The following is a 23453-nucleotide window of genomic DNA, read 5'->3' as shown; positions in this document are numbered from 1 at the left end:
GTGCGGGATTGAGTCCGCTGCGAGTGCGTGGGAGAATGGGCGGTGCGAGGAATCACTTAAGGTATCGCTTTAGCTGCGAACGAGCACATCGGCGGGGCGGCTGCGGAGGCGTTGCCCTTCCGGCCCGATGCCCCGAAGCTCGATCCTGTGACGGCCGGGTCGCAGCGCCCACGATACGGCGTCGATCCCGCCCGGCAGCCGCTCGCCATCAACCCACCACTCGAGGTCGAGCACGTCGGCGTCGGCGGCGCCGCGAAGGGTGAGGCGCTGGTAGTCGGCCCGCAGCACGGGGTCGAGGTGGAAGACGGTGCCGGAGGCGGGGTACTGCACGCGGAGGCGGTCGGAGTAGACGAGCGCGGTGCCCTTCGCTTCCGTCTCGGCACGGCTGACGGTCGGGGGGAGCGGGAGGCCCTGGGCGCGCATCCAATCGTGATACTCGGGCGCGTAGACCGCGAAGAGCCGGTCGTCCACGGCGTCGGCGGGCGTGTCGGCGTCGGCGAGCAGGCCGGTGCGGCGGTCGAGCGCGACGCGGCGGTGGACGTCGCAGGTGTCGGTCGGGACGGTGCCGACGAGGAAGACCTCGCGCGCCCGGCTCGGGCAATGGGCGCCGGGGCGGAGCCCGCTCTGCGGACAGACGACGGCCTCGGCGATGCCTGCCGGCCGGGCGAAGTCGCCGCCGGAGCCGAGCGTGCGGAGGAGGGCGTGGAGGATCGGCCCGGCCCCGCTGACCCCGCTCACCCACCGCATCGGGCTCCCGTCGAAGTTGCCCGCCCACACGGCGACGGTGTGCGTCGGCGTCGTGCCCACGGCCCAGTTGTCGCGGTAGTCCTTCGACGTGCCGGTCTTCACGGCGGAGGGGAACGGGAGTTCGAGCGGTCCGCCGCGACCGAAGCCCGGCGCGCGCGCCTCGGGGTCGGAGAGGATGTCGGTGAGGAGGTACGCGACGGCGGGAGGGAGGCCGTTCGGCTCGAACCTCGGCTCCGGCGCGCGGAGCGTGTCACCCCGGACGGAGCGCGTCCAGCGGACGGGGCGGACGGGCGGGAGCGTGCCGCCGCGCCCTAGCCCGGCGTACGCCCGCGCCAGTTCGAGCAGCGACACCTCGCCGTTGCCGAGCGTGAGCCCGACGCCGTAGTGGTCGGCGGGGCGGTGCAGCGACGTGAGTCCGGCCCGCCGATACGCCCGTAGCAGCGCCTCCGGCCCGATCTCGCGGGCGACGACGACGGCGGGGACGTTGTACGAGCTCGCGAGCGCCTGCCGGAGTGGGACCGGCCCGTGGAAGCGCCGGTCGTAGTTCTCGGGCGAGAACGCACCGCCGGCCTCCAGAATCTGCACGTCGAGGTCGGGCAGGATCGAGGCGGGCGAGTAGCGGCCCGAGGCGAGGGCGAGACCGTACGTGAAGGGTTTGACGGTGCTGCCGGGTTGCCGGAGCATCCGCACGCCGTCGTTCTGTCCGCCGCGTGCATCCCAGTAGTCCGGGCTCCCGACATAGGCCAGCACGTCGCCCGTCCGGTTATCGAGCACGACGGCCGCCGCCGCCGTTACGCTCGCGTCGAGCACGGCGAGGTGGGCGCGGACGACGTGTTCGGCCTCGGATTGCAACGTCGCGTCGAGCGTCGTGCGGACCTCGGCGGGCGAGCCGTCCGCATCCGCGAGCACGAATTCAACGAAGTGCGGGGCGCGGAACGAGCGGTCGGGCGCGGCGAGCGGGAGGGGGAGGGCGGCGAGGCGTGCGCGTTCGGCAGGGGTGATCCGGTCCTCCCGTTCCATCGCGTCGAGCACGCGGCGCTGCCGGGCGTGGGCCCGCTCGGGGTGGCGGAACGGGTCGTATCGGCTCGGGCTCTGCGGGAGGCCTACGAGGAACGCCGCCTCGGCCGTCGTGAGGTCGCGCGCCCCTTTGCCGAAGTAGAGCCGCGCCGCCGATTCGATGCCGTGCGCGCCGTTGCCGAAGGGGACGCGGTTGAGCCAGAGCGCGAGAATCTCCCGCTTCGTAAGCCGCAGTTCGAGCCGAACGGCGAGGTGCGCCTCGGCGAACTTGTCGGCGAGCCCGCGGTCGGTCCGGCCCCGGAGTGAGCGGGCGACCTGCATCGTGAGCGTCGAGCCGCCGCTGCGCGGGCCGCCCGTCGCCCGGTGCCACGCGGCGCGGCCGATCGCGAGCGGGTCGATGCCGGGGTGCCGCCAGAACCGGCGATCTTCCGTCGCCACGAGCGCGGCGATGACGTCGGGGCCGACGGCGTCGAGCGGGACGGGTCGGCCGCGTCCGTCGGGCCGAACCTCGCGCAGCAGCCCGCCGACGCGGTCCGTCACGCTTGTGCTCACGACGGCGCCGGACGGGGCCGCGGCGTCCGGCAGCGGCCACGCCAGCGACACGAGCAGCGCGGCGGCGAAGCCCAGCGCGAGTAGGGAGGGACGGAGGCGCATCGGGAACGTAGAGGCGTAGCGTGCTGCACCCGTGAACGGTGACGACACCGAGTATACCAACGCCGGGGCTTGGCAGAACCTTGCGGGAGGCCCACGGTACTGAGAGAAATCGACCCCTTCGCCGATGCTCCAACGCTTCCTCGCTACCTACCGCGAACGCCGCCGCCTCCGGCTCGCCCTCCGCGTTACGCTCGCCGCCGCCCGCGTCCGCGCCGCGCGGGGCGCCGCCTACCTCGATGGGGCCGACGACGGGTGGCACACCCGGCTCAACACCGCGACACTCGAACTCGCCGACGGCGCGTCGTGCGTCCTCGGCCAGCTCCATGGCGGCTTCCGCCACGGCCTCCTCCGCGCCCGCGTGCTCGACCTCTCCAGCGCGCCCCTCGCCAGCCTCTCGCCCGTAGACCTCGGCTTCCAAGCCCGGCGCGACCTCGGCGAAGAGATCGAGGCGCTCGACTACGCCTACCTCAACCGGGCGTGGCGCGAAGAGCTCGGCCGGCGAGGTGCGTCCCGTCCGACGCCCGGGGCCGCGCGCCCCGCAGCGGCAGCGTTCGCGTGAACGTCGCCGCACCCCTGCTCCTCTCCCTTCTCGTGGGCACGGCCGCGCTCGGCCAGCCCGCCACGCCCGACCCGATGCCCTTCGATCCCGCCGACCACCGGTGGACCCACCGGCTGCTCTACGTCTTCGCCCCGTCCGACGACCACCCTGACCTCGTCGCCCAACGGCAAAGCGCGACGGGTTTCGTCGACGGCTTCCGCGACCGTGATCTGCTGTTCGTCTCCGTGCTCGATCGGGGCGAGAGCCGCGCGGACGGCCGGGCAATCGACGCCGCTTCGGCTCAGGCGTTGCGTGAGGCGTACGGGATCGAACCCGGCGCGTTCGCCGTCGTGCTCGTCGGGAAAGACGGGACGGCGAAGCGGCGGAGCGATGCGCCCGTCGCCATCGAAGTGCTCTTCCAGCAGATCGATGGGATGCCGATGCGCCAACGTGAGATGCGCGACCGCGACCGGCAGTAGCAGTAAGCCCTACGCCTTTCTCACTTCGACTACTACTTCATATCTGATGGCTGACTTCTCCGACGACCAGCAAGCGACCTACGACGCATTCCGCGACCTCGTGAACATGGCCCCGCAGGAGCTCGAAGACTGGCTCGACACCGACGAGTCGAAGTCCGTCGGGCAGAAAGACGGGGGGGGCGAGTCGGTCGGGCACCGCTCCGGCCGCCGCATCGTCGAGATCAAGCGGATGAACAAGGACGACCTCACCGACAGCGACCTCGATCACATGAACGAGGTCGTGGGCTATATCAAGCGGCACAAGGCGCAGGTCCCGAGCTCCGACATCGCGGAGAGCGACTGGCGCTACTCCCTCATGAACTGGGGCCACGACCCGTGCAAAGACAGCGACGTGGACTGCTGATGCGCCTCTCCAGCCGGCCGGTTCTCTCAGCAATTGTGCTGACGTTCGCGCTCGTCGCAAGCGGATGTGGGCTCTTCCTCCGCCTCGGCGTCGGGCTCGTCTACGACCGCGTCGACCTCCCCGAAGAGCAGGTGATCCGCGACGTGCCCTACGCCGCCGACGGCCTCGCCAAGCACCGGCTCAACCTGTTCCTCCCAACGCCCGACAGCGTCCGCGCTGCCGGTGGCTGGCCGACCGTCGTGTTCGTCCACGGCGGCGGGTGGACCGAGGGCGACAATGACCTCGAAGTCGGCGGGGCCGACGTGTACAACAACATCGGCCGCTTCTTCGCGAGCCGGGGCATCGGCGCGGCGACGGTGAGCTACCGGCTGCTGCCCGACGTCCGCTGGCCCGCGCAGATCGACGACGTGGCGGCGGCCGTCGCGTGGCTGCACGCGCATGTCGGAGACTACGGCGGCGATCCCGACGGGCTGGTCCTCATGGGCCACTCGGCCGGGGCCCAACTCGCCGCCCGCGTTGCCTTCGACGGGGAGCCGCTCACGGCGCAGGGGCTCTCGACGGACGTCGTCTGCGGGCTGATCGCCGTCAGCGGGGCGGGCTACGACCTCGAAGACGAGGAGACCTACGCCCTCAGCAACGATCCGGCGTACTACGCCCGCCGCTTCGACCCCGACGGCACCGATCCCGATTGGCAGACGGCGGCCTCGCCGCTCCGATTTGTGGACGCCGACGCGCCGCCGACCCTCGTCCTCTACGCCGGCGGCGAGACCGAAGCGTTGCAGCGGCAGTCGCAGCTCCTCGCCGCGGCGCTCGCCGAATCAGCGGTCGCGCACGAAGTCGTTGTCGTGCCCGGCCAGAGCCACGAGCGGATCGTGCCGACGCTCAGCCGCGACGACCGGACGGCGGGCCCGGCGATGCTGGATTTCGTGCGTTCGGGGACGTGCCGCTAGCGGACGCGTGGTACGTATTGCTGTCTTCATTTCCGTGGGGTATTATTTCCCATAGGGTTATGTTGACGCCCTCCTCCCGACGAGCCGTTCGTCCTCTTCCCGAATCGATTCAACCCCACGGCTGATGCTCCGCTCCTTCTGTGCCTTCGTCCTGCTGGTCTTCAGCGCCTGCGGCGGCGATGCCGCGCCCCCAGACAGCGCACCCGCCTCGGCGGCGAGTGCATCCGGAGCGAGTGGCCCCATTGAGGTCCGTCTCGTCGCTGACGACCCGACCGTTCGCCAGCGGCTCTCTCCCGCCGCGCTCCTCGCCTACTTCCCTGCCGAGCTCGACGCTCGGGAACCCACCGTCCGGTCCAACTTCCTCCACGATGTGGCAGGCGACGTGGGTATGAGTCTGGTGCGGGTCCTGTATCGGGACTACGGCGATCCAGCCTCGGCCGTCGTCCAGGTCGAGGTGTCTGACCTCGTGGATGAGCCGGATAGCCGGGACCGGGCGCGGGTCGAGGAAGGCCAAGACATCGATACCTACGGGACCGGGGAGGTCGGCGACCTGCGCACGCTGGACGGCGGGGTCGGTCGGGACTACGCGCCCGAGGGCGGCGGTTTCCCGCAGCTCTACGTCCTCCTAGCGGACCGCTTCTTCGTCACCTTCCGTGCCGAGAGTCCCGACATGAAGCCGGATGCGCTCTGGGAGCTCTACGACGCCAGCGGCCTCGCCCGGCTGGCAGGAGCGCCCGTCTACGGCGAGGCAGGTGCAACGGAAGTCCCCACGTGGGCAGCGAGCGCCGTTGCGGAATGGCAGGAAACGGCTCCCGCCGCGGCTCCCACGCCTGAGCCCGTCGCTGTGGCTACGCCTCTGCCGCCGTGTGATGAGGTGCTGCCTGTGGCCGAGGTCGAGCGCGTGTGCCGCGTCTCGGGCATCCGGGTGTACCCGTCGGCGTTCAGCGAAGAGGGCGCGGCGAGTTGCAACCGGAAGTACGCCGTCCCCGGCAACCTGAGCGGGTTCGACTTCATCGTCTCCCGGTACGGCGATGCGGCCCGCGCCCGCGCTGGTCAGCGCGTCGCCTCCGACATCGAGAACCCGCGCGATCTCCGCGCGGTGAGCGGCCTCGGCGATGCTGCCACGCGCTACGTCCAAGACTCCGAGGCGGCGCGAACCAGCACCCGCGTTCTGGCCGTCGCATCGGGCGTCGACCTCGTCGAGATGAAATCGACGGTGCTGCCCGACGAGCCGGGCGCGGAGGTCTGCACGCTCGACCAGCTTGAAACTCTCGCGCGTGGCGTCGCCGAGCGGCTTCGCAGGTGATGCTTGACCTTTACGTCTCCTCGTCGAGGAAGAGCACGTTGCGGACGAGGTCGCGCGAGTCGGCCCGGCCGCCGAGCGAGCCGGCGAGCACGCCGATGGCGGCGAGGAACGCGCTGAGCCGGAGGTGGTCGATCGTGCGGACCGCGGGGTCGACGGTCGGCCACGTCGCCATCAGCCGTTCGGGGAAGACCGTGACGATGCCGAGGTACGTCAGCCCGAAGAACACGGCGTAGACGAGGGCCATCGTGAGGAAGAGGGCGAGGCCCGTCGCCGCGGAGGTCACGACGGTCGTCTCGGCGAGCAAGCGGTCGCGGCTGAGCACGCGCCCGAACGAGAACGCTTTGTAGAGCACGGCGGTCGCCGCGCCGACGGCGGCGAGCGAGAACGACGTGAGCTGCACCGAGCCGATCGTCGAGGCCACGTCCCACACCTCGCCGCTGAAGAAGAGGACAATGATGACGGAGAGTGCAGTCGCGAGGAGGGTCGGCAGGCGCAGGAGCAGGCGGAACGGGTGGGACCGCGCCACGGCCGCGCCGATGCTCGGAAGGTTGCCGAGCGTCCACTGCACCGAGAGCCGGAGCCTCGTCCACACCGACGGCCGCTCCGGGCTCACGGCCTCGTGCGACTCGTGCGGGAGCGTCCGCTCCATGAGTTCGCGCTGCTCGGCCGTCAGCGCCTGCATCCGCCCCAGGTCCTCGACGCGCTGGAAGTCGAACATCACGTTCCCCGGATTCGGGTGGTGCGCGAGGTTGACGAGGTGGCCGAACGTGTGGAGGAGGAGCGCGGCGAGACGGTCGACGGTCACGTCGTCGTCGTCGGTGTCGCCCCAGAACGCGGGGTCGAGCCGCTTCGTCGAGACGATGCCGACGTTCGTGAGCTGGCTCGGGAGGGCGACGACGTAGGAGAGCGTCGAGGCCGTGAGGTCGACTTCGGTGACGATGAGGAGGAACGGGACGCGGCGTTCCAGCTTCTCGGTGATGCCGAGGTGGAGGAAGTCGAGCGGGGCGTACGTCCCAGACGTGGGGGAGAAGTGCGGCCCCTCGAAGGCGAGGAGATCGACGCGCAGCGAGAGGTCGTGGAGCTCGCTCCGGAAGCGCTCGACGGCGCGCGTGACGATGCCTTCGAACCGGGCGCTCCCGGCCTCCTCCACCGCCATCCGCATCACGCCGACGGTGTAGGCGGCGCTCGGGTCAGCAATCGGTCGCAGCATGGGAGGAAAAAAGCGGTACTTGGAATTAATGGAAACGTACCCGCCCTCCGCCGAGGGGGGCAGCGAGCCCCGCTTGCGGGGTGAGCGGGGGGTCTGCGACGCTTGGGGAACCCGATGCGTTTACGCCGAGCGCGGCGGACCCGCACCTGTCCTCCCCCTCCGAGGGGGAGGGACTCTCCTCCATCGGTATTAAGCCGTGGCCGGGACTTCAGTTCACGAAGGCGAGGTCGATCTTCCGGGTCTCGACGTTCGCGGCGGCGACCTGCACCTTCACCGGGTCGCCGAGGCGGATCGTCCGCCGCGTGTGGACGCCGACGAGGGTGTAGTTCCGCTCGTCGTACTCGTAGTGGTCGTCGTCCATGTCGCGGACGTGCACGAGCCCCTCGGCGAGCAGCTTCGTCATCTCGACGAACACGCCGAACTTCGTCACGCCCGTCACCACGCCCTCGAACACGTCGCCGACGTGCTCGCTGACGTACTCGACGACCTTCAGCTTGATCGACTCGCGTTCGGCCGAGACGGCCTGCCGCTCCTGCGCCGAGCAGTGGTCGCAGGTCTGTTCGAGCGCGCCCTCGTCCACGCTCTTGCCGCCGGTCGCGTAATGCTTGAGGAGGCGGTGCGCAATCAGGTCCGGGTAGCGGCGGATGGGGGAGGTGAAGTGCGAGTAATACTTGAAGCCGAGCCCGTAGTGCCCGATGTTGTCGGGCGAGTAGACCGCCTTCGCCATCGCCCGCAGCGCGGCGACTTTCACCACCGGCCCTTCGGGCATCCCCTTCACGTGCTCGATCAGCTCGTTGAGGTCCTTCCGGTCCACGCTGCCGTCGGGGCCGACGGGGAGCTGGTAGCCGAACGCCTTGACGTAATCACGGAGGGCCTGAATCTTCTCCTGGTCGGGCCGGTCGTGGATGCGGTAAACGAACGCTTTGGCGTCTTTGGGCTGGCCGATGTGCGCGGCGACGGTCTGGTTCGCGAGCAGCATCATCTCCTCGATCAGCCGGTTCGCTTCCTGCCGCTCCTTCCGCACGATGTCGACGGGCTTGCCCTTCGCGTCGAGCACGACCTTCACCTCGTCCGTGTCGAAGTCGATCGAGCCCTGGCGCTTGCGCTTCTTCGTGAGCGTCCGGGCGAGCTTGGCGGCGAGGAGGACGTCGTCTTTGAGCGGGTGCTCCTGCGTGCCGCCGTCGATGATGTTCTGCGCCCCGTCATACGTGAAGCGGAACTTGGAGTGGATGACGGTCTCGCGGATCTCGTAGCTCTTGACCGCGCCTCGCGAGGAGACCTCCATGATGCACGAGTAGGCACATTTGTCCTCGTTCGGGCGGAGGGAGCAGACACCGTTGGAGAGCTTCTCGGGCAGCATCGGGATGACGCGGTCGACGAGGTACGTGCTCGTCCCGCGCTCGTACGCCTCGGCGTCGAGGAGCGTGCCCTGCTTGACGTAGTGGCTCACGTCGGCGATGTGGACGCCGAGCTCGATGTTGCCGTTTTCGAGCCGCTCGATGTGGATGGCGTCGTCGAAGTCCTTCGCGTCATCGGGGTCAATCGTGAAGATGTTCTTCGCGCGGAGGTCGAGGCGCCGCTCGATTTCGGCCTTCGAGATGTCGAGCGAGATCCGCTCGGCCTCCTGCTCGACGGGCTTCGGGAAGTCGTGCTTGATGCCCTGGCTGAGGGCGATCGCGAGGACGGCGACGCCGGGGTCGTCGGCGCGGCCGAGCACTTCGAGCACGCGGCCTTCGGGCGAGGCCTTGGGGTCGTCGTACTTCTCGATCGAGACGATGACCTTGTCGCCCTCCGTCGCCCCGTTGAAGTTCTCCTTGGCGACGTAGATGTCCTTCGTCATCCGCTGGTCGTCGGGCTTGACGAAGGCGAAGTGGCCCATCTTGTCGAACGTGCCGACGGTCCGGGTCCGCCCGCGTTCGAGAACCTCGAGGATCTCGGCCTCGCGGTGGCGGTCGCTGCGCTGGCCGCGGACGGGGGCGGCGAGCGAGATCCGCACGCGGTCGCCGTCGAGGGCGGTTTTGAGGCGGGTGCCGCGGACGAAGAGGTCGTTCTGGCCGGGGACGATGACGAAGCCGTAGCCCTGCGGGTGCATCTGGAGCACGCCTTCGGCGCCGTGCAACTCCTGCTTCGAGCGGTGCTGGTAGCGGCCCCCCTTCACCTTCTCCACGAGGCCGGCTTCGTCGAGCTCGCCGAGCACGCTGCGGAAGAGCTTGAAGCGCTGGTTGTCCTTGATGCTGAGCTGCTTGCTGAGCTCTTTGGGACGAAACGCCTTCTTGCCGTTGTTGCGGAGGTGGTCGAGGATCTGGCGCTTGAGTTGGGCGCGGGTGTCGGGCATGGACGAGCGGAGACGGGCGGAGAGGGTGATAAGAAATGAGCTACGTGCAGAAGGTACTTCATGTTCGCCCTTCGCCGAGGGTTCGCACGGCGGCTGACGGAAGCGGGAGGCGTCGCGCCGGTCCGTAGTGGGGCGAGGCCCGGCCGGAGCGACGCGCACCGCGCACGGCAGTTAGAATGGCGCGGCGCTGGCGGCTTCGTTGTGCTCGTCGGCCGCCTCGCCGATGATCCGACGGAGGAGGGCGTTCCAACTCGCGAAGTCGGTCTCGTAGTTGATGCCCGCGCCGTAGGCCCCGTACGGCGTCGCGCTCAGCCCGCTGCCGAGGAGCACGTCGCCCTCGCGCCGGTAGAACACTTCGAGCGAAACGGACGGCGTGAGGCGCACCTCGACGGCGACCTCGCCCTGCAACTCCTCGCTCACGGGCCGGTCCTGCAAGCGCTGGTAGATCCCCTCGCCCCGAATCACGAGCCGCTCGTCGAGCAGGCGCAGCGCGACGCCGTACGTCAGGTCGAAGTCCTCGCTCGTCGCGCCCTGCTGCACGCCGAAGAGAACGTCGATGTTTTCGGAGCCGAGCGCGTCGTTGAGGAAGAGGTTGAGGCGGGAGGAGACGAGCTGCGAGAGCGAGGTGAAGAAGAGCTCGTCGGCAGCCTCGCGGATCGCCTGCGGGTTCTCGGACGGGGCGAGGAGGAACGAGTTCGTGAGGAGCACGCTCGTGGCGTACTCGGCCTGCCGGTCGGACTGGTTGAGCTGGCGGCGGAGCGCCTCGCCCCCCGCGACGGTCCGGTTCGACTCGTCGAGGGCGATCGAGAGGTCGACGAGCGGACTCGTGACGCGGCCCGTCACGTCGAGCGTGATGATGAGGGGGACGCGCTGGCGCGGGTCTACGCCCGCGATGTCGAGCCCGGCGAGCGAGGCCCGCGTGCGGTACGTCGCCGGGAGCTGGATCCGGGCGTCGATGGGGTCGCCGTCCCACTGCAGCGTGCCGCCCTCTTCGAGCTCGAACCGCCGCGTGAACACGTCGCCGGCGGTGAAGAGGTAGTCGCCGCGCGCGACGTCGAAGGTGCCGAAGGTGAGAAACTCGCCCTCGCGGATGACGAGCTGGAGCTGGGCGCGCCCGACGGCCGTGATGACGTCGCCAATCGACGGGTCGAAGACGAGGTGGACCGTCGAGCCCGGCGGGGCGACGACGCCGAGGTTCATTTCGAGGCCGTCGAGGAAGGCCCGCTCGTTTTCCGGCCGCTGCGCGATGAGGCTCCGCCGCTCGGCCACCTCGGGTACGTTCCCGAGCGAGTCGGCGAAGACGAGGAAGCCGGCGTCGCTGGCCGGGCCGCTCGCGGTGACGGGGATGAACATCTCGCTGTCGGGCGTGGTCTGCGCGTCCGTCGCGCGGAGGAATACGTTGTCGATCGGCCCGGTGAGCGTCGCGCTGCCGGTGGCGCGGATGTAGCCGTAGAACGGGAGGTCGCGCGAGTCCGGCACGTCGATGATCTCCAGCTCGGCGAGGTCGGCGGCGAGGTCGAAGGAGAAGAATCGGTAGTCGTTGAAGAGGATGTCGCCGCGGACGAGGCCCTGCCCGCCGGACTTGTCGGCGAGTTGCGCGTTGCGGACGTGGAAGCCCTCGCGGTCCACCGTGACGCGGCCCTCGGCTTCGAGCGCGAGGCCGAAGTCGGGCACGCGGAATCGCCCGTCGCGGATGCGGAGGTCGGCGTCGAAGAGCGGCACGCGGGGGACGCCGGTGATCCGCCCGTCGCCCGTCGCGTAGCCGCCGGCGTCGGCGATGATCGAGGGGAAGAGCCAGTCGAAGATGAAGAGGTCGAGCCGGTCGATGTCGAGGGCGAGGTCGAGCGCGCCGGGGTCGCGCGTGCCGTCGGGCTCGGTGCCGGGGAGGCGGACGGTGCCCGCCGCGCGGAGGTCGTTGACGACGGAGAGCGAGTCGCCGTCGGGCATCAGATGGAGGTCGACGGCGAGGCCGCCGCCGTCGGGGAGCACGCTGCTCGTGAGCCCGATCCGCCCCGCCCGCCGTCCCGCGAACGCGAACTCCTCGACCGTCGCCGCGCCGACGACGGTCGGCTGCCCGAGCACGCCCGCCACGGCGAAGCGCGCGTCGAGCTCGCCACCGAAGAGCTGTCGCAGGCCGACGATCGTGAACACCTCGTCGAGGTCGAGCGCCGTAGCGTCGACGAACAGGCTGTCGCTGGCGAGCGGGGAGAGGACGCCGTGGAGGGCGAGACGCGGCGGCGGATCGGCTGTCTGCCGGCGCTCGAAGGCGAGCGAACGGAGCACGATCGCGTCGGCGTAGAGGTCGACGGTCTGCGGCCCGGTCGCGGCCCACGTCTGCCCGCCGACCTCGGCGACGACCTCGCGAAGGTCGAGCCGGGTGAGGTCGGGCCGGAGGTCGAGGCCCGCCTCCAAATCGAAGCGGCCGGCGTCGCCGATCTGCGCGCTGCGGACGGTGAGGTCGGCCTGCCGGCCGCGCAGGCGGAGCCCGGCCGTCGCGTCGGCGAGCGGACCGATCGGGATGCGGAGGGTGTCGGCGCGGAGGGCGAGGTCGAGCGCGGTGCGGCCGAGGAGGCTCGGCCCGTACCCGCTGCGGAGCGCGAGCGTGCCCGCGAACGGCCCGCTGAAGAAGCCGGGCACGCGGAGCGAGTCGCCCTGCGCTTCGAGGTCGAGCACGAGCGAGTCGGGGGCGAACGTCGCCCGGGCGTCGAGCGCGGTGCCGGGGGCGAGGGCCGGGAAGCCAGGCAGGAGGGCGCGCAGCGCAGCCGGCCGGCGGATCTCCACGTCGAACGTGAGATCCTGCGGGTCCGCGACGACAGCGGGGCGCGAAGGCGACGGCACGCGCCGCAGGCTGTCAGCGGGCGGGTGGTAATACTTCGCCTGCTCGGCCTGCACGGTCCGCGCGACGGCGTCGGTCCACTGCGCGGTGAGCGCGACGAACGCGCTCGCGTCGAGGTCGCCGCGCACGCGGAGGGCGAGGAGGTCGCTGTCGAGGTCGATCCGGGGCTCGGCGGAGCCGGCGGGGCGGAGGCGGAGCGCCGTCGTATGCGCGGGGATCGGCCGGGGCTCGTCGGCGAGCGTGAGCGTGGACGGGTCGAAGCGGAAGGTGAGGTCACCGCTGAAATCGTCGAGGCTGCGGCCCGAGCCGACGAGTGTGGCGTCGGCCGTGAGCTGCGTCGGGGGGGCGCCGTCGAGCAGGCGGCGGAGGTCGAACCCGTCGGCGGCGAGGGCGAGGTCGAACGCGGGCGTGGCACTCGCGAGGTCGGCCGTGCCGCTCGCGCGGAGAGCGCCGCCAGCGGTGAGCGCGACGTCGCCCGAGAGTCGGAGCCCCTCCGCCGTCACGTCGGCATCGAGCGCTTCGAAGTCGCGATTCGCGAAGCGCGACTCGGTGAGGGCGAGGCGGAGCTGCGCGTCGAGCGCCTGCCCGTTCGTCCCCCAGCCGTCGAGCGCGACGCGGCCCGTGAGATCGCCTGCGAGGGCGGGGTCGGCGAGGATGCGGCCGGGATCGAGATTGCGCACGTCGGCGTCGACGGAATAGGCGAGGGCGCGGCCCGGACGCTGCCGCAGACGGAACGTCCCGTCGGCCCGGCCCGCGTCCGTCCGCACGTCGAGCGCCGAGGCAACGCGGAACCCGCGCCCGCCGCCGACGGCCCCGGTCGCATCGCCCTGCACCGCGACGGTGCCAAGCCCGCGAAGGTCCGGCAGCCGGAGCGTCGGCAGCAGCGCCTCGACGTCGCGCGGGTGGAGCGTCGAGCCCAGTGTCGTCACGGCGAAGGCGGCGGAATCGGGCAGTCCGGTGAGCGAGCCTTCGAGCCGGAGGTCGGTCGCGCCGCGTTCGAGCGTGAGGAAGTCCACGGTGAGGTCGTCGAGCGGGCCACGCGCCTCGGCCGCGATCTCCACCGCGTCGGCGAGCGGCGACGCCGGCACGATCCGCCGCAGCTCGTCGCCGACGATCCGGCTCGGCTCCAGCAAGAGGGCAAAAACACGCGGACGGTCATCGTCGGAACGCACGAGCGAGAAATCGCCCGCGAGCCAACTATCCCTCAGCGCGAGTTCGATGTCGCGCAGCCGCACGTCACCGTCCGAGAAGTCGAGCGCGCCTTCGAACCGCCGAATCTGGACGTTAGGCTCCACGAACGAGGCCGACAGCTCCCGAACGCGGATCAGCCGCTGCTCCCGGCTCCACCGGAGGTCGGCGCGGAGGTCGAGGTCGGTGACCGTCGCCGTGGTGTAGTCGAAGAGCGTGCCGCGCTGCACGATGGCGGGTGCCTCGCCCTCGCGCTGCGTCGTGAGCACGGCGTCGACGAGTCGGATCGACGGGGCCGAAAAGTCCAGCGGGTTGCTCGGCCCCGTGCGCGGCTTCCGCGAGGCGAACACGTCGGCGAGGTTCCACCGCCCGCTGTCGCTGCGGACGAGGTCGATGCGCGGCCGGAAGACCGTCGCGTCGTCGATCACGAGCTTCCGTCGGACGAGCCCCCACCACGTCGGCGCGACGACGACGGAATCGGCGGCGAGCACGACGCGGCCCTCGGGGTCGAGCAGCCGGACGTCGGTGGCGTAGAGGTCGTAGACGAGGTTGCCCGTCAACTGGCCGATTTCGATGCTGCCGCGGAACTGCTCGGCGAACGCCCGCTCGATCTGTCCGCGCAGCCCGTCGCGCCCGACCTGCGTCCGCGTCAGCCCGAAGAACAGCAGCACGGCGGCGAAGGCGAGGAGCGCCACCGCCGTCAGCACGCGGGCCGGAAGTCGGATCAGGAATCGCACGGGAGTAGAGGTAGAGACGCAGCATGCTGCGTCTGAGCTGCACGCTGCGGCTGCACGCTGCGGCTGCACGGGGAGGACTGCGTTTTCCCTCGCACGACGCGAGAACCGAAGAACGGGGAAGAAGTGCCCGCCGCTACGGTCAGCGCGCGCCGTCCGCCGAATATCGCGTGTTCTTCGCGTACGCCCACGCCGCCGCCACGGCCTCCGGCGTCACGCCGTCGGCGAGCCGCGCCCGTCCGATTTCATCGAGCACGACGAACCGGAGCTGCCCCGCGTCGCGCTTCTTGTCCGTCTGCATCGCAGTGGTGAGTGCGGCCGTGGGAATCGTCGCGAGGCCGGACGGGACGGGTAACCGGGCAACGAGCGCATCGGCGCGGTCGAACGATGCGTCGGGCCGGAGCGCGTGCGAGAGGTGCAGCGCGGCCCGCATCCCGACCGCCACGGCCTCGCCGTGCGTAAACGTCCCGTAGCCCGCCGCCCGCTCGATCGCGTGGCCGAACGTGTGCCCGAAGTTGAGGAGCGCCCGCCGCCCCGCCTCCCGCTCGTCCTCGGCGACGATCTCGGCTTTGATCCCCGCCGCGCGGCGAACGAGCGCGGCGACGGCCTCGGGCTCGCGCGCCATCACGTCCTCCCACCGAGCGTCGAGCCACGCGAAGAAGTCGGCGTCGGCGATGAGGGCGGCTTTGACGACTTCGGCGAGCCCGCTCGTCCACTCGCGCTCGGGGAGGGTCTGGAGCGTGGCCGGATCGGCGAGTACAAAGCGCGGTTGCCAGAACGTGCCGATGAGGTTCTTGCCCGTCGCGTGATTGATCCCCGTCTTGCCGCCGATGGCGCTGTCGGCCTGCGCTACGAGCGTCGTCGGGAGGTGGACGAGCGGGAGCCCGCGCAGCAGCGTAGCCGCCGCGAACCCCGCGAGGTCGCCGACGACGCCGCCGCCGAGCGCGAGGAGAGGCGTCTTCCGGTCGAGCCCGAGTTCGAGCGCCCAATCGTGGAGCGCGGTGAGATGGGCGGCGGATTTGGTCTCTTCGCCGGGTGGCAGAATCTGCGTGTGCACCGTCCAGCCCGCGGCCTCCACCGCCTCGCGCAGCGGGCGCAGATAGAGAGCGGCCACGTTCGCATCCGTCACGACGAGGCACGGCCCGACGCGCAGCCCGGCTTCGTGCAGCAGCGCCGGGGCGTCAGCGAGGGGGCGGAGGTGGATCGCGTACGTGCGACCGCCGCCGAGCGGCACGGGAACGGGTGGAGCGGAGTCGGGGCGCATGGGGCGAGGCGAAAAGCCGAAGGTACCGACGCGATGGCCGACGGGTCGGTGCTCCACCTACTCGATATCGACGACCACCGACGAACCGGCGTAGCCTGCGAACACCCCGAGGCCGCCCTCGACGTTCGAGTGGATGCGGACGGGCTCGGCGAAGGGATTGTCCCCGTTGATGTCCTGAAGCGCGAGCGTCTGCTGGTAGCGGACGTAGTCGTCGTCGAGGACGGCGAGGGTGACGACGACGGGGTCCCGCTCCGCCGAGCCGGTGTCGAAGATCACGAGGTCGAGGGGGATCTGGCGGGTTGTGCCGGCGAAGGTGGCGTCGCGGAGGAGCGCGCGGCCGTAGAACGTGCGCTGGCCCTGGTCGATGTCGACGTCGATATCAACGGCCACGTCGAGCCGGTCGAAGCTCTCGCGGAGCACCTGATCGACGCTGGAGAACGGGAGGGGCTGGACATAGGAGGTGCCGTCTTGGAACCGGACCGTCTGCTGAATCCCGAGGGCGTAGGCCTGAGGTCCGGGTGGGTCCGGCACCGTGACGACGACTCGGGCGATGCGCCCCCGGCCCGGCACGTCCTCCGCGACGCCGTCCACGCGAACGGCGAACGTGATCGGCTCGGGGAGCCGCGTCGTCGCTCGGACGGAGGGCAGACCGGGTGCGTCGACGCGGAGGGTGTAGCTCCGGCCGGGCTCAGGACGCAGCCCGCTCAGGGAGCGGTAGACGCCGGGCGTGGGGAAGTCATCGTAGAACGGGCTCGATTGGTAGAGCGAGTCGAGGAACGTGCCGTCCGCGTCGAAGAGGGCGAGGCGGGCGTCATCGACGACGAGGGCGAGGGGGTCGAAGTCCGTCGGGGTGAGGGCCGAGGCGCTGCGGCCGACGCGGACGGTGAACACGCTGTCCGGCGTCGGGAAGCCGCCGAGGACGAGGCGGGGCTCGTAGGGCGGCACGTCGAGCTCGATCACCTGCTCGAAGTCGCAGGCGGCGAGGGTTAGGCCGAGGGTGAGCGCGAGGAGGAGGCGAGGCATCGTGGCGTGGGGCGGTTTGGGGTTGGGGGTTTGGGGTTGAGCACAGAAACCTCGAACTCCAAACCGCTAACCGCTTCAAAACTTGAACCGGTACGAGATGGCGGGAATGACGGGGAAGAGGCTGATCTGCTTGAACACCGGCCGCGCGGTCTGCCCGTCGTACTCCTCGCTGAGCGTGATGAAGAACGGGTTCTTCCGGTTGTACGCGTTGTACGCCCCGAGCGTGAGCGTCCGCTCGCCCCACCGTGTCTGCTTGTGGAAGTTGAGCCCGATGTCGAGGCGGTGGTAGGCCGGCATGCGGAAGCTGCCGCGCTCGCCGAAGTCGTCCACCTCATAGCTGTAGAAGAACCCGTCGTTGAAGGCGGGGTCGTCCGGGAAGGCGGGGACGCGGCCGACGGGGAGCGTGAGGGCGGGGCCGGTGCCGTAGACCCACGTCGCGGCAAGCTCGACGCGGTCGGAGAGCCGGTGGTTGAGGACGACGGAGACGTCATGGCGGCGGTCGTAGCGGTAGGGGAAGCGGGCGCCGCCGTTGAGGGCGTCGAACTGCCGGTCGCTCCAGGCGAGGGTGTAGCCGAGCCAGCCCGTCGTCCGCCCGGTCTTACGCTGGAGGAACACTTCGAGGCCGTAGGCACGGCCGGAGCCCGAGGTCAGTTGCTGCTCCCAGTCGTCGAAGGCGGTGTTGAAGAAGCTCGCGCCCTCCCGGTACTCCACGAGGTTGTCCATCCACTTCACGTAGCCCTCAACGGAGACCTCGTAGCGCGGCCCGACCGTCCGCGTCACGCCGAGGGCGACCTGGTGCGCCGTCTGCGGCGGGACCTCGGCCGTGGCCGGGAGCCAGAGGTCCGTCGGGAGGCCGATGCCGGCGTTCGTGAGGAGGTGGATGTACTGCTTCATCGCGGCGTACGAGGCGCGGACGGCCGTGGCCTCGCCCACGCGGAGCCGCGTCGCGAGGCGGGGCTGGAGCGAGAAGAACCGCGCGTCGCCCACGGCGAAGCCCGAGCCGTGGAGCCCGGCGTTGACCGTGAGCGCCCGCGAGAGCCGGACGTCGTCCTCGACGTAGACCATCGCCTCGGTCGCGTCAATCGCGGGGGAGGCGGTGATCGTGCCGTCGAGGTCGATGGGCGTGTCGCCCTCGGTGCGGGAGGTCACGGCGCCGGGGCTGTAGCGGTGGCGCGTGGCCTCGGCGCCGAAGCGGACGAAGTGGCGCGGGCTGGGGACGAAGTCGAAGTCGACGCGGGCGCCGACGTCGCGGATGCCGGAGCGGTAGCGCGCCTCGAAGGTCGCGGGCTCGTCGCCGTCGAACGCGCCGCCAGCCCGGTCCTCGATGGCCTCGACGTCGAAGCGGTAGCGGCTGAAGAGGAGGGCGGTGTTGACGAAGAGCCGCGCCGAGAGCTGGTGGTTCCAGCGGAGCGTGGCCGTGAGGTTGCCCCAGTCGAGGCCGCCCTCGTTGCGCGTGAAGTCGTCGCGCACGTCGAAGCTGAACCGGTCCTCGCCGGTGTAGACGCTGGCGTAGACGCGGTCGCGCGGGCCGAGGATGGCGTTCGCTTTCGCGTTGAGGTCGTAGAAGTAGTACCCCGCCTTCTCGTCGGGCGGCAGGAACGGCTGGGCGAGGAGGTCGATGTACGTCCGGCGGCCGGAGACGAGGAACGAGGCGCGGTCTTTCAGGATCGGCCCTTCGAGCGTGAGCCGCGAGGCGACGATCCCGACGGCGCCCTCGCCCGCCAGCTCTTTCATATTCCCCTCCTTCATCCGCAGGTCGAGGACCGACGAGAGCCGGCCGCCGTAGCGCGCCGGGAAGCCGCCTTTGACGAGGTCGACGCTCTTGAGCGCGTCGGCGTTGAACGTCGAGAAGAAGCCGAAGAGGTGGCTCGCGTTGTAGACCGGCGCGCCGTCGAGCAGGAGGAGGTTCTGGTCCGGCCCGCCGCCGCGGACGTAGAGCCCGCTCGTCCCCTCCGTCCCCGACTGCACGCCGGGCAGGAGCTGGAGCGCCTTCAGCACGTCGACCTCGCCGAGGAGAGCGGGCAGCGACTTGATCCGCTCGATCGGGACGGAGACCGCGCTCATCTGCGTGTCCTCGAGCGGGTCCGTCCGGTCGGCCACGACGTCGACGGTGCCGAGCTCGGTCTGGACGGGCGCGAGCCCGATTTCGAGCCGGCCGGTCTGCGCCAGTGCGAGCCGCAGCGCCTGCGGCTCGTAACCGACGTACGAGACGACGACATCCACGCTGTCGGCCGTCGTGGCGGGAAGGGCGAGGCTGAAGAAGCCGTAGGCGTTCGTGACCGTCCCCGTCTCGAAGCGCGGCGCGTAGAGGTTCGCGCCGACGAGGGTCTCGCCGCTCGCCGCGTCGCGCACGGTGCCGCTGAGCGGGACCGATTGGGCGAGGGCCGGCAGCCCGAGGCAGAGGGCGGCCACGAGCAGCGGTAAACGGCGGAGCGAGATCACGGACGCACGGGGGACGGAGGAGGGCGTGGGGAGAGCCGGGAATGCAGGCCGGCGACCGACGTCTCCTGTGTCGCCGCGATGCGGCCGGAAGTAACGCCAGCGATTCGGCGGGCGAAAGTACGACGGTCGGGCCACGGGCTCACGGGGCGGCGTCGCAACCTTAAGTCACACTAGGTACACCCTTTGGCCGGCCGGGGCTCCACTGATCGCGCGGGAGGTCCTTTTTGCGGTGCGTCGGGCTACATTTCGTTGTGAACGATTATGATCGTTCGTAAACTAACCGATAGAATCTGTCTCCACGGGTTGCATGCTAACCATGAGGGGACGTCGTTTTGGGGCGTAGCCATTGCGCTGCGTGCGGGCTCCGGGTTCAAACAGCAAAGGGGATTTCTATGATCGTGCGCGTCGCATTCGTCACCCTCCTCGTCGTCCTCATCGCGGCGGGGGCCGACGCCCAGCCCGAGATGAAATGGGGAGACATCCCCGACGAACTCCTCGACATGACGGAGTATCCGGCCGACCTGGACGCGGCGGCCGTCATCGTCGGGGACATCGGGGAGGCCACCGTGTCGTCGCAGTGGGAAGTGCGGTTCGAGCGGCACCGGCGGGTCAAGATCCTCTCTGAAGCGGGCTACGAACTCGGCACGGTCTCGCTCACCTACTTCGCCGAAGACGGGCTCGAACGCGTCAGCAACATCAAAGGGCAGACGTTCGTCCGCGAGCCCAACGGCGACGTGCGCCGCGTGAAGCTCGACAAGGGCTCGATCTTCCACGAGGACCTGCCCGGCGGGCGGAAGCGCGTCACGTTCACGCTCCCCGCGCTCGCCCCCGGCGCGGTGGTCGAGTTCCAGTACCGGGTCGACGCCGAGTCCCCGTTCTACATCCCCCGCTGGTACTTCCAGGACGAGGAGCCGACGCTCTACAGCGCCTTCGAGGTCGAGAGCCCCGGGACCCTCGCCTACACCTTCATCACGCAGGGGAATCCCGATTTCGTCGAGCGCTCGGAAGAGCAGGGCGTGCGGACGGACGGGAAGACGAGTCACCGCCGCTGGGCCGTCGCGAACGTCCCCGCGCTGCGCGAGGAGCGCTACATGACGACGCTGGAGGACCACATCCAGAAGATCGATGCCCAGCTCGTCCAGTATTACCGGAGCGGGCACGGCGCCGTCGACGTGCTCAAGACGTGGCCCCAACTCGCGAAGGATTTGGAGGACGCGACCGACTTCGGGCGCAAGCTCCGCGTCGATAGCAGGGTGAAGGAGCAGGCCGCCGCCCTGACAGTCGGGCTGACGTCGAACGAGGAAAAGGCGCGGGCGCTCTACGACTTCGTCCGCGCGAGTGTCGTGTGGGACGGGCGGCGCAATGCCTTCCCCGACCGCGAACTCTCCGACGTGATGGCGTCGAAGCGCGGGACGTCCTCCGAGATCAACCTGCTCCTCACGGCGATGCTGCGCGAGGCCGGGCTACCGGCGCAGCCCGCGCTGCTCTCTACGCGCGACCACGGGCGCGTCATCCGCATCTACCCGCTGCTGACGCAGTTCAACAGCACCGTCGCCGCGTACAAGCAGGGCGGGCGGTGGCACCTCCTCGACGCGACGGACCCGCTGCGCCCGATGGAGATGCTGCCGTTCGACGCGCTCGGCGGCGAGGCGTGGCTCGTGAGCGATAACGAATGGGTGACGACGCGGTCGGAGACCGGCGAGCACGCGGTCCACGTCGAAGCCGCGCTGAGCCCGGACGGCACGCTGAGCGGCACGCTCCGGTCCGAGCGGCACGGCTACAGCGCGCTCCGCGCTCGGCAACAGGTGCAGGAACTCGGCGCGGAGGCGTACGCCGCTGAGCACCTCGTGGACGAGATCGCCGGCGTCGAGACGCACGGCGTGACGGTGTCCGGGCAGGACGACGACACGCAGCCGCTCGTCACCGAACTCGCCTTCACCGTGCCTGGCTACGGGCAGGCCGTCGGCGACCTCATGCTGGTCAACCCGCTGCTGCTGATGCGGACCGACGAGAACCCGTTCAAGCTCCCGAGTCGGAGCTATCCCGTCGACTTCGGCTACCCGTTCAAGGCGACGTACGAGGCCGAGATCACGATGCCCGAGGGGTACGTCGTGGACGAGGTGCCGCCGGCCGCGTTGCTGCTGCTGCCCGTTCGCGCGGGCGGATATGAGCGCACGGTGAAGGTGGAAGACGGCGTGCTCCACGTCGAGGCCGAGACGCAATTCAACCGCGCCGTATTCGAGCCGAACCTCTACGACGGGCTGAAGTCGTTCTACGACAAGTCCGTTGCCGCCGACGCGGAGACGGTGGTGCTCACGCGGGCAGAGGCGGACACCGCCGCGCCGGCCGCCGCCGCTCCGAGTCCGATGCCGGACGACGAAGGCTCGAATCGGTAGGCGGGGCGATGGACATGAGGACTCGCGACAGAGGAACTATGATGCGCACCTTCGCCCTCTTACGTGCCGCAGGCGTCTGCGCGGTGGCCGTGTTGGCGTGTAGCCTCGCTTCGGCGCAGGGGGTGGGCGCGCTCGGGGCGGCGGCCGTCGTCGAGAGCGACGAGACCTCGCTCGTGATGGAGCGGAGCGGGCGCGTGCGTGAGACGGTCCGCCGCGAGATCGTCGTCCTGTCCGCGGCGGGTCGGGAGCGCCACGGCGTGATCGCGCTCGGCCACGATGCGTTCCGCCGCGTGCGGAAGCTGGAAGGGGAGATCCGCGACGCGCAGGGCAAAACGGTGCGCTCGCTCCGCCGCGACGACGTCGAGGACTACCCGGCGACGGCGTCGTATTCCCTCTACGACGACAGCCGCGTCCGCGTGGGACAGCTCTACCACGACACCTATCCGTACAGCGTCGTCTGGGAGTACGAGGTCGAGCACGAGGGCCTGCTGAACTGGCCGACGTGGCTCCCCGTGCGGGGGGAGGACCCCGTGCTTCGCGCCTCGCTCACCGTCGACGTGCCCGAGGGCACGGCGCTGCGCTATGCCGGCGAGCGGTTCGCGGCCGAGCCTGCGGAACGCGCCGAGCGCGGGCGCGCCATCTACGAGTGGACGGTGACCGACCACGTCCAGCCCTTCGAGCCGCTCGGCCCGCCGTGGCGCGATCAGGTGCCCGCCCTCCACCTCACGACCGATCGCTTCGAGCTCGCCGGGCACGCCGGGTCGCTGGCGTCGTGGGCCGGGCTCGGACAGTGGTACCACACCCTCGCTGCCGGCCGCGACGACCTCCCGCCCCAGGCCGTCGCCGACGTCGAGCGGCTCGTCGCTGGGGTTGCGTCGCCGCGCGAGCGCGCCCGGCTCGTCTACGAATACCTCCAGCAGAGCACGCGCTACGTCAGCGTCCAACTCGGCATCGGCGGGTGGCAGCCGTTCCCGGCGTCGTATGTCTACGAGCGGCGCTACGGCGATTGCAAGGCGCTGACCAACTACCTCGGCGCGCTCCTCGCCGTGGCCGGCGTCCCCGCGTTCCCCGCTCTCGTGGGCCACGACCGGCCCGACCTCGACCCGGACTTCCCGCGCAACGCCTTCAACCACGTCGTCCTCTTTGTCCCACTCGCCGACGGCGACCTCTGGCTGGAGGCTACGAGTCAGACCATCCCGTTCGGGAGCCTCGGTGCGGGTAGCGAGAACAGGTGGACGCTCGTGGTAGAGCCCGGGAGTGGCCGCCTCGTGCGGACCCCGACGAGCGAGGCGGAGGATAACACGCAGGTGCGTCGGGCGGCGATCCGCATCGGGGCCGGGGGCACCGCCGATGTCGTGGCAGAGACGCGCTACCGAGGCCACCAGCTGAACAGCGTGCGAGACGCGCTCGCGCAGCGCTCGCCGGAGGAGCAACGGGTGTGGTGGGAGCGCGGGCTCGATCTCCCAGTGAGCCGGTTGCAGGTGTCGCTCGACCGAGATGAGGTGGTCACGGCCACGTTCGAAGCGCCGCGCTACGCGGTGAAGGCGGGGAGCCGGTTCCTCTTCCGGCCCAACGTGCTGGAGCGGTGGACGGCCGTCCCTCCGACTACCGAGCATCGCACGCAGCCCGTAGACCTCGGCTATCCCTTCGCCGACACGGACTCCGTGCTGATCACCTTGCCCACAGGCTTCGAGGTCGAGGCCGTGCCCGATCCGGTGACGATCGAGACCCCATTCGCGCGCTACGCATCGGCGACGACGGTGGGGGAGGGAACGCTGACGTACACGCGGTCCGTCGCCGTGCGTGCGCAGCGGCTGCCGCCGGAGGACTACGACGCCTACCGCGCGTTCGTCGCCGCCGTGGTGCGCGCGGACGAAGAGCAGGTCGTGCTCAAGCGAGAGTGAGGGGGGGCTGAACCCGCCCCGAGTGAA

Annotated in this window: 14 protein-coding genes; 7 read left to right on the top strand and 7 right to left on the bottom strand. The window is 70.4% G+C overall.

The window, feature by feature from the left end; translation table 11 throughout:
- Nucleotides 1-69: 69 nt before the first annotated feature.
- A complete protein-coding gene (gene pbpC, locus ABJF88_14540; protein ID MEP0548151.1) occupies nt 70-2418 on the bottom strand; it encodes a penicillin-binding protein 1C in 2349 nt (782 codons plus the stop codon).
- Between the two features lie 124 nt (nt 2419-2542).
- Here pbpC and ABJF88_14535 point away from each other — a divergent pair, with 124 nt between their 5' ends.
- The 5 genes from ABJF88_14535 (at nt 2543) to ABJF88_14515 (ending at nt 6094) form a co-directional block, all read left to right on the top strand.
- Nucleotides 2543-2977 carry a hypothetical protein gene (locus ABJF88_14535; GenBank protein MEP0548150.1) on the top strand — a complete coding sequence of 145 codons (435 nt, stop codon included), beginning with the start codon at nt 2543-2545 and terminating at the stop codon, nt 2975-2977.
- Nucleotides 2974-3435 (top strand): DUF4174 domain-containing protein, encoded by a 462-nt coding sequence (locus ABJF88_14530; GenBank protein MEP0548149.1) that lies wholly within the window; start codon nt 2974-2976, stop codon nt 3433-3435. The genes ABJF88_14535 and ABJF88_14530 overlap by 4 nt, the downstream gene beginning before the upstream one ends.
- Nucleotides 3436-3481: 46 nt before the next feature.
- Nucleotides 3482-3838, top strand: coding sequence for a DUF3140 domain-containing protein (locus ABJF88_14525; GenBank protein MEP0548148.1), 357 nt, complete (start codon nt 3482-3484; stop codon nt 3836-3838).
- On the top strand, nt 3838-4788 hold the full coding sequence (locus tag ABJF88_14520; protein ID MEP0548147.1) for an alpha/beta hydrolase: 951 nt from the start codon (nt 3838-3840) through the stop codon (nt 4786-4788). The genes ABJF88_14525 and ABJF88_14520 overlap by 1 nt, the downstream gene beginning before the upstream one ends.
- 124 nt (nt 4789-4912) lie before the next feature.
- Nucleotides 4913-6094, top strand: a complete 1182-nt coding sequence (locus tag ABJF88_14515; GenBank protein ID MEP0548146.1) for a hypothetical protein — start codon at nt 4913-4915, stop codon at nt 6092-6094.
- A 10-nt stretch (nt 6095-6104) separates the two neighbouring features.
- Here the strand turns inward: ABJF88_14515 and ABJF88_14510 are convergent, their stop codons facing one another.
- The 6 genes from ABJF88_14510 to ABJF88_14485 all read right to left on the bottom strand — a co-directional run bounded on the left by ABJF88_14510 (nt 6105) and on the right by ABJF88_14485 (nt 19126).
- Nucleotides 6105-7304: a hypothetical protein gene (locus ABJF88_14510; protein ID MEP0548145.1), complete on the bottom strand. Its 1200-nt coding sequence runs from the start codon at nt 7302-7304 to the stop codon at nt 6105-6107.
- Between the two features lie 208 nt (nt 7305-7512).
- Nucleotides 7513-9639: a ribonuclease R gene (gene rnr / locus ABJF88_14505; GenBank protein ID MEP0548144.1), complete on the bottom strand. Its 2127-nt coding sequence runs from the start codon at nt 9637-9639 to the stop codon at nt 7513-7515.
- Between the two features lie 171 nt (nt 9640-9810).
- Nucleotides 9811-14400 carry a translocation/assembly module TamB domain-containing protein gene (locus ABJF88_14500; protein ID MEP0548143.1) on the bottom strand — a complete coding sequence of 1530 codons (4590 nt, stop codon included), beginning with the start codon at nt 14398-14400 and terminating at the stop codon, nt 9811-9813.
- A 139-nt stretch (nt 14401-14539) separates the two neighbouring features.
- Complete coding sequence (gene aroB, locus ABJF88_14495) at nt 14540-15661, bottom strand: 3-dehydroquinate synthase (protein MEP0548142.1); 1122 nt, start codon at nt 15659-15661, stop codon at nt 14540-14542.
- A gap of 57 nt (nt 15662-15718) precedes the next feature.
- A complete protein-coding gene (locus tag ABJF88_14490) occupies nt 15719-16684 on the bottom strand; it encodes a DUF4249 domain-containing protein (GenBank protein ID MEP0548141.1) in 966 nt (321 codons plus the stop codon).
- A gap of 75 nt (nt 16685-16759) precedes the next feature.
- Complete coding sequence (locus tag ABJF88_14485; GenBank protein ID MEP0548140.1) at nt 16760-19126, bottom strand: TonB-dependent receptor plug domain-containing protein; 2367 nt, start codon at nt 19124-19126, stop codon at nt 16760-16762.
- Nucleotides 19127-19518: 392 nt separating this feature from the next.
- Between ABJF88_14485 and ABJF88_14480 the strand changes: the two genes are divergently transcribed.
- On the top strand, nt 19519-21522 hold the full coding sequence (locus ABJF88_14480; GenBank protein MEP0548139.1) for a DUF3857 and transglutaminase domain-containing protein: 2004 nt from the start codon (nt 19519-19521) through the stop codon (nt 21520-21522).
- Nucleotides 21523-21560: 38 nt separating this feature from the next.
- Nucleotides 21561-23426, top strand: coding sequence for a DUF3857 domain-containing protein (locus ABJF88_14475; GenBank protein MEP0548138.1), 1866 nt, complete (start codon nt 21561-21563; stop codon nt 23424-23426).
- Nucleotides 23427-23453: the final 27 nt, after the last annotated feature.

This window comes from Rhodothermales bacterium (assembly GCA_039944855.1).
In the GTDB taxonomy this organism is placed as follows: domain Bacteria; phylum Bacteroidota; class Rhodothermia; order Rhodothermales; family JANQRZ01; genus JBBSMX01.
Note: the sequence above shows the minus strand (reverse complement) of the source record. Positions and strands in the feature narration are given on the sequence as shown.

Excerpts from the sequence above, each read along its gene's own strand:
- ABJF88_14490 (MEP0548141.1), bottom strand. The coding sequence starts at position 16,684 with ATGCCTCGCCTCCTCCTCGCGCTCACCCTCGGCCTAACCCTCGCCGCC.
- ABJF88_14520 (MEP0548147.1), top strand. The coding sequence starts at position 3,838 with ATGCGCCTCTCCAGCCGGCCGGTTCTCTCAGCAATTGTGCTGACGTTC.
- ABJF88_14480 (MEP0548139.1), top strand. The coding sequence starts at position 19,519 with ATGATCGTGCGCGTCGCATTCGTCACCCTCCTCGTCGTCCTCATCGCG.
- ABJF88_14535 (MEP0548150.1), top strand. The coding sequence starts at position 2,543 with ATGCTCCAACGCTTCCTCGCTACCTACCGCGAACGCCGCCGCCTCCGG.
- pbpC (MEP0548151.1), bottom strand. The coding sequence starts at position 2,418 with ATGCGCCTCCGTCCCTCCCTACTCGCGCTGGGCTTCGCCGCCGCGCTG.
- rnr (MEP0548144.1), bottom strand. The coding sequence starts at position 9,639 with ATGCCCGACACCCGCGCCCAACTCAAGCGCCAGATCCTCGACCACCTC.
- aroB (MEP0548142.1), bottom strand. The coding sequence starts at position 15,661 with ATGCGCCCCGACTCCGCTCCACCCGTTCCCGTGCCGCTCGGCGGCGGT.
- ABJF88_14525 (MEP0548148.1), top strand. The coding sequence starts at position 3,482 with ATGGCTGACTTCTCCGACGACCAGCAAGCGACCTACGACGCATTCCGC.
- ABJF88_14475 (MEP0548138.1), top strand. The coding sequence starts at position 21,561 with ATGATGCGCACCTTCGCCCTCTTACGTGCCGCAGGCGTCTGCGCGGTG.
- ABJF88_14515 (MEP0548146.1), top strand. The coding sequence starts at position 4,913 with ATGCTCCGCTCCTTCTGTGCCTTCGTCCTGCTGGTCTTCAGCGCCTGC.
- ABJF88_14510 (MEP0548145.1), bottom strand. The coding sequence starts at position 7,304 with ATGCTGCGACCGATTGCTGACCCGAGCGCCGCCTACACCGTCGGCGTG.